2 protein-coding genes are annotated in these 4,808 nt (G+C 44.7%); both read right to left on the bottom strand.

Annotation, left to right across the window (positions count from 1 at the left end; all coding sequences use genetic code 11):
* Positions 1–174: 174 nt before the first annotated feature.
* Entirely contained in the window at positions 175–3,900 is a 3,726-nt protein-coding gene (locus ACLFWI_RS26935; protein WP_446415477.1) for a PAS domain S-box protein, read from the bottom strand.
* A 93-nt stretch (positions 3,901–3,993) separates the two neighbouring features.
* The coding region (locus tag ACLFWI_RS26930; protein WP_446415476.1) for an RNA-guided endonuclease InsQ/TnpB family protein at positions 3,994–4,808 on the bottom strand (815 nt) is incomplete at its 5' end.

The following is a 4,808-nucleotide window of genomic DNA, read 5'->3' as shown; positions in this document are numbered from 1 at the left end:
AACAAAGGTTGAGCGCAGTCCCAATCTAAAATCACAAGATTTAGATGGGGTTAGCGAAACACCAACAATGATGGGTTATCGCCTCAATTAAATTCCGCCTAACCCACCCTACAAATTTATAACCCAGCAGCGATTTCAATGACGATTTCCACCGTTAACTTTTATTATGTCTACCTACTTATCTGCTGTAACCACGCGATCGCGTCCTTGGGCTTTAGCCTGGTAAAGTGCCCGATCCGCCGCCGCAATCAGTTCCTGTGCCGTGGAACCATGTTCAGCAAACGCCGCCACACCCACAGAAATCGCGATCGCATCTAATAGTTGATGGTGATACTCGATCTGCAAACCCTTAACATCTTGGCGAATTTGTTCCGCCCGTTGCTTAGTATCCGCTAGTGAAGCATCTGGTAAAATTAGCATTAATTCCTCACCCCCATAACGGCAAGCAATATCCGACGCCCGAACACTTTGTTGTAAAAATATGCCTAATTCTCGTAACACAGCATCCCCGGCTTCATGACCAAAGGTATCGTTAAAATGTTTAAAATGATCAATATCTAACATAATAATTCCCATCGGTCGTTGATGACGCTGCGCTCGATGAATTTCCCGCTCTAGAGACTCTTCCATATAACGCCGATTAAATAGCCCAGTTAGCGCATCTCGAATACTCTGTTGGGAAAGTGTTTCGCGTAATTTTAAATTCGCTAATGACAGGGCTAAATGTTCAGCCACCGTTAGGGCTAACCGTTGTTTTGCCTCAGTCAATTGTCCCGGCTGTGGCGAACTAATATATAAAATTCCTAACGCTTTTCCCTGTGCCATCATCGGCACACAAAAGGATTCTAAAGGAGAACTATCTGAATGAATATGGGGACAGCGTAAACCGGATTGAGGCTGGGTTACCAAATGGGGGCGTCCCCGACGTAATGCCCAACATGCTTTCGGCGAAAACAATGTCTGATTCGCTACAGTAGTTCCCCAAGTCGCCATAGCTTCTACCCAATTTTCCGACGGATTAATTGCAAAAACTCCACCGGAACTCCCTGGAAACAAGGGCGCCACTAATGTCGCGATCGCCTGATATGCCTCATCAACCGTTAAACAGGCTTGGAGAAAGTCACTCAATTCCCCTAATAGCACCATTTCTTGGTTGCGGCTACCCAGTTCATTCACCCGCCCTGTCAGTTGCTGATTCAGCCTCTGCAAATCCTCTTGTGCCTGTTTGCGATCGCTAATATCTTGCACCACACCAATATAAGACTTCGGTTCACCCTGACTATTGCGAATCAGCGACCCACTTAAATTCACCCAAACCTCAGATCCATCTTTACGAATATAGCGTTTTTCACGGGAGAAAGTATCAATTTCTCCTACCAATAACTGATTCAAGCAAGTGAGTTCCTGGTCAATATCATCGGGGTGAGTAATGTCTTTGCAGGTCTTGTTTTGCAGTTCCTCTGCACTATACTGCACTAAATCAATAAACTTTTGATTAAACCACAGAAACTGACCCGATAACGTAGCTTGGACAATGCCTACAGCCACTTGATTGAACATACTCCGGAAACGTTTCTCACTCTCTCGCAATGCTTCGGAGGCTTGTTTGCGTTCTGTAATATCCCGATTACTGGCTCGTATCCCCAACCAACGCCCCTCAGCACTATGTACAGATTGGCAAATATGAGAGATCCAACGCAACTCTCGGGTTTTAGTTAGGATGCGAAAATCAATTCCTGACACCCACTGAGTTACCGGATTAGCACACCCATGTTGGACAAATTTTTCTCGATCCTCTGGATAGATAATCGACTCTAATAAACTGGCATCCTGGAGAAAATCATCGGCACAATACCCGGTAATCCGTTCACAGGAAGGAGACACATAGAGAAAATGACCGTCCGGGTTCAGCCAATATTCCCAATCATACGTAAAGTTAGCAACCGTCCGAAATCGTTCTTCGCTTTGTTGCAGTTCCTCCTCTGCTTTTACTCGCTCGGTGACATTATCGATCGCCAATACGACACCTTTAAAATGACCAGCTTTATTAAATAATGATGTGCCGTTAATTGACAGTAACACTTGCTGCCCATCATCTCGTTCAATGGTATAGCGCAAGTCATTAATAGTCTGAGCCTTTTTTACCAAATGCCATAACGGTAAATATTTCTCTCCAATTAAATTCCCCGGATCATCCTGATTGTGCCAAACCAATTTATCTTGATTATCTGAGTGAATGTCTTCCGAATGTAAACCAAAAATCTGTTCCGCCTGATGGTTAATCAGCATGATTTGTCCCTGCGGATTCACCCAAATGATCCCTACAGGACTGGTTTCCATAACAAGGGATAATAGATCAAACTCTTGCTGTAATGCCGCTTCTATCCCTTCACGTTTCTGAATTTCCTGTTGAAGTTGAGCCGTGCGCTGTTGTACCCGACTTTCGAGTTCTTGATTTAACTGACATAATTCAGCTTCGGCTTGTTCACGGGCAAGGTGGGTGCGTAACCACTCAATGCCAGAGGCTAAATCATTAGCTAATTCTTTCAATAACTGCACCTCTTCCGGCACAAATGATCCGGAGTTCATCGCGTAGATAGTTAACACACCCAACGGCTGATCTTTAACCTGTAACGGTAGAATAATCAACGCCCCATACCCTTGTTGTAAGGCGTGCGATCGCCAGGGTGTAAACTTCGGATCAGTCTGAATATGGCGACAAACTATCGGTTGTCCAGTTTGCCAAACGCTATCAACAGGAGATTCACCTGAGGATGGGTTAAACTCAGGCATAACAAATCGTTCTAGATACTGCTTATTCTCAGAATTATTTAGTTCAGACTCTTCCTTACCTTCTGACTTCTTGAAGTGTTCTGCCTTCTTTAACGCTTCAAATCCAGCTACAGGTTGCACTGTTTGGCACGTATCGTCAGTTGTCAAGCCAACCCAAGCACCCCGATACTCCCCTACCTCCACAATCAGACAACAAATCTTCTGGAATAGCTCAGATTCCTGGGTGGCACTCATCAATATTCGGTGGGATTCACTAAGGGTTTTGAGAATACGGTTTAAAGTTTGCAGAATCCCTTGCGTTTGTTGGCATTCCCTCAGTTCCATGGGGATCACTTGATCCCAGGAGTTACCGATTTCACCGTCTGCGTTTTGAGTAACCAGAGGTGTCATTGGGTATCTGTAAGGGCTCTTTTCACTATTATCGTTTTTTGTTACTCTTATATGACTAAACTCACCCCTATCTCCCCCTGCTCCCCAGACGTAGCATGCTACGTCTCTACATTCTCCCCTATCTCCCTCATCGCTATTTTGTCGCAGATGTCGATTTTCAGCTTGGAGTGAGGAAATGATTTGACGCTGTTGATGCAGTTGCTGCTGTAAGTCTTGAATAAAGTGATACAACTGGGTTGGGTCGAGGGTTTGTAGGATGTTGGTTTGAGTAATCATGCCCAACAGTTTTCCTTGATGACTACAGACTCCTAATTGCTGTACTCGCCACTGCTGCATTTTCTGATGAGCTGTCCATAACGACTCTTCTGGACTTACACACAATAGGGGAAAACTCATCACTGTATAAGCCGGCAAGTTTAAATCGAGTTCCAATGCCTGAAATTGGACAATATCTCGTTCAGTAATGATACCAAGTGGAACAAAAAATGGTCTTGGATATACTGATTCTGACAACGTGCTTGGCTCTGTAATGCTATTTCCTTGTTGTTCGCCAATGACGACATAATTAACTCCATACTCGGCTAGACGTTGCGCTACCGTTAATACAGAGTTTGTGGGGGGAACGTTAATGATTTCGGGTGTCATGACGTCTGCTACTCGACGCCTTTTCAACAGTTCCATTGATGGCAGAACGTGATACAGACTCTCAGGTGTCATAACTTCTACCCATTAATTTTTATCATTAACAACAGTTGACTTCTCCCCCGGTTGAAACGCGGGGGATTCTAAGAGGATACTGCGGACCACGGCTCAAGCCGCGTCCCTTCTTTTTGTCTTCTTAGAGTTCCAAAGAAAAACCCTGGATGGCGCAGTCAAAAACGCCCTACAGACCTTGGCTAGATCAAGACCTAGCTGTATCTCTACTTTGCGGAGGATATTAGCAGCACCGTTAGCATCGGCGTTGACAAATTCTCCATTTTTGGTGCGGTACATTCCTCGTTTGACTCGCTTTCCGCTAGCCTTCCACCCTTCCGGCTTGGAGCCGAATACAGGCAGAGGGTCGTTGTCGAGAAAACTAGCTTTAGAGGTATAACTTTCTTCAGTTTCTATGAACCGAATTCCGTATTGTTCACACAGTTGCTCAATCCTGTTTTTGAGACGAGCGGTAGGAATTTGGACAAACTCTTGGTTTGTCTTTTTCCCTAACTCAATGCCATCTTTGTTGCGCTGATTCCAACCGAAAACGACTGTTCCGATTCGATGTTGGAGACAATGGTTGATGACGACACGAGCGGCTTTATTAACTGCATCTCTTACTTGCCTATTGCGCCTTTCCGTGAGAGAGGCTAATTCTTCGTCCCAAAATCCCTGAGCTTTCCTCAACTTAATGGTTGCAACCCGTTTGTTATATAGTTGATTAAGACTCTTTAGTTTACGTCCATCAACAATAAAGCTGGTCTCCACGTTAGAAACACAGGTCATCCAGTTGTCAAGACCGGGGTCGATACCTAACACTCGTGAGAGATCTACATCTGCTGTTACAGAAGGTAGAAGATAGACGAACTCAGCATAGAAGCAACCGTTGCGGGGAAAGATTCTTAACTCCTTGATATCTTTAAAGTTGA

This window comes from Coleofasciculus sp., from assembly GCF_046539235.1.
In the GTDB taxonomy this organism is placed as follows: Bacteria; Cyanobacteriota; Cyanobacteriia; order Cyanobacteriales; family Coleofasciculaceae; genus Coleofasciculus.
This window is presented reverse-complemented; position numbering and strand designations above follow the sequence as displayed.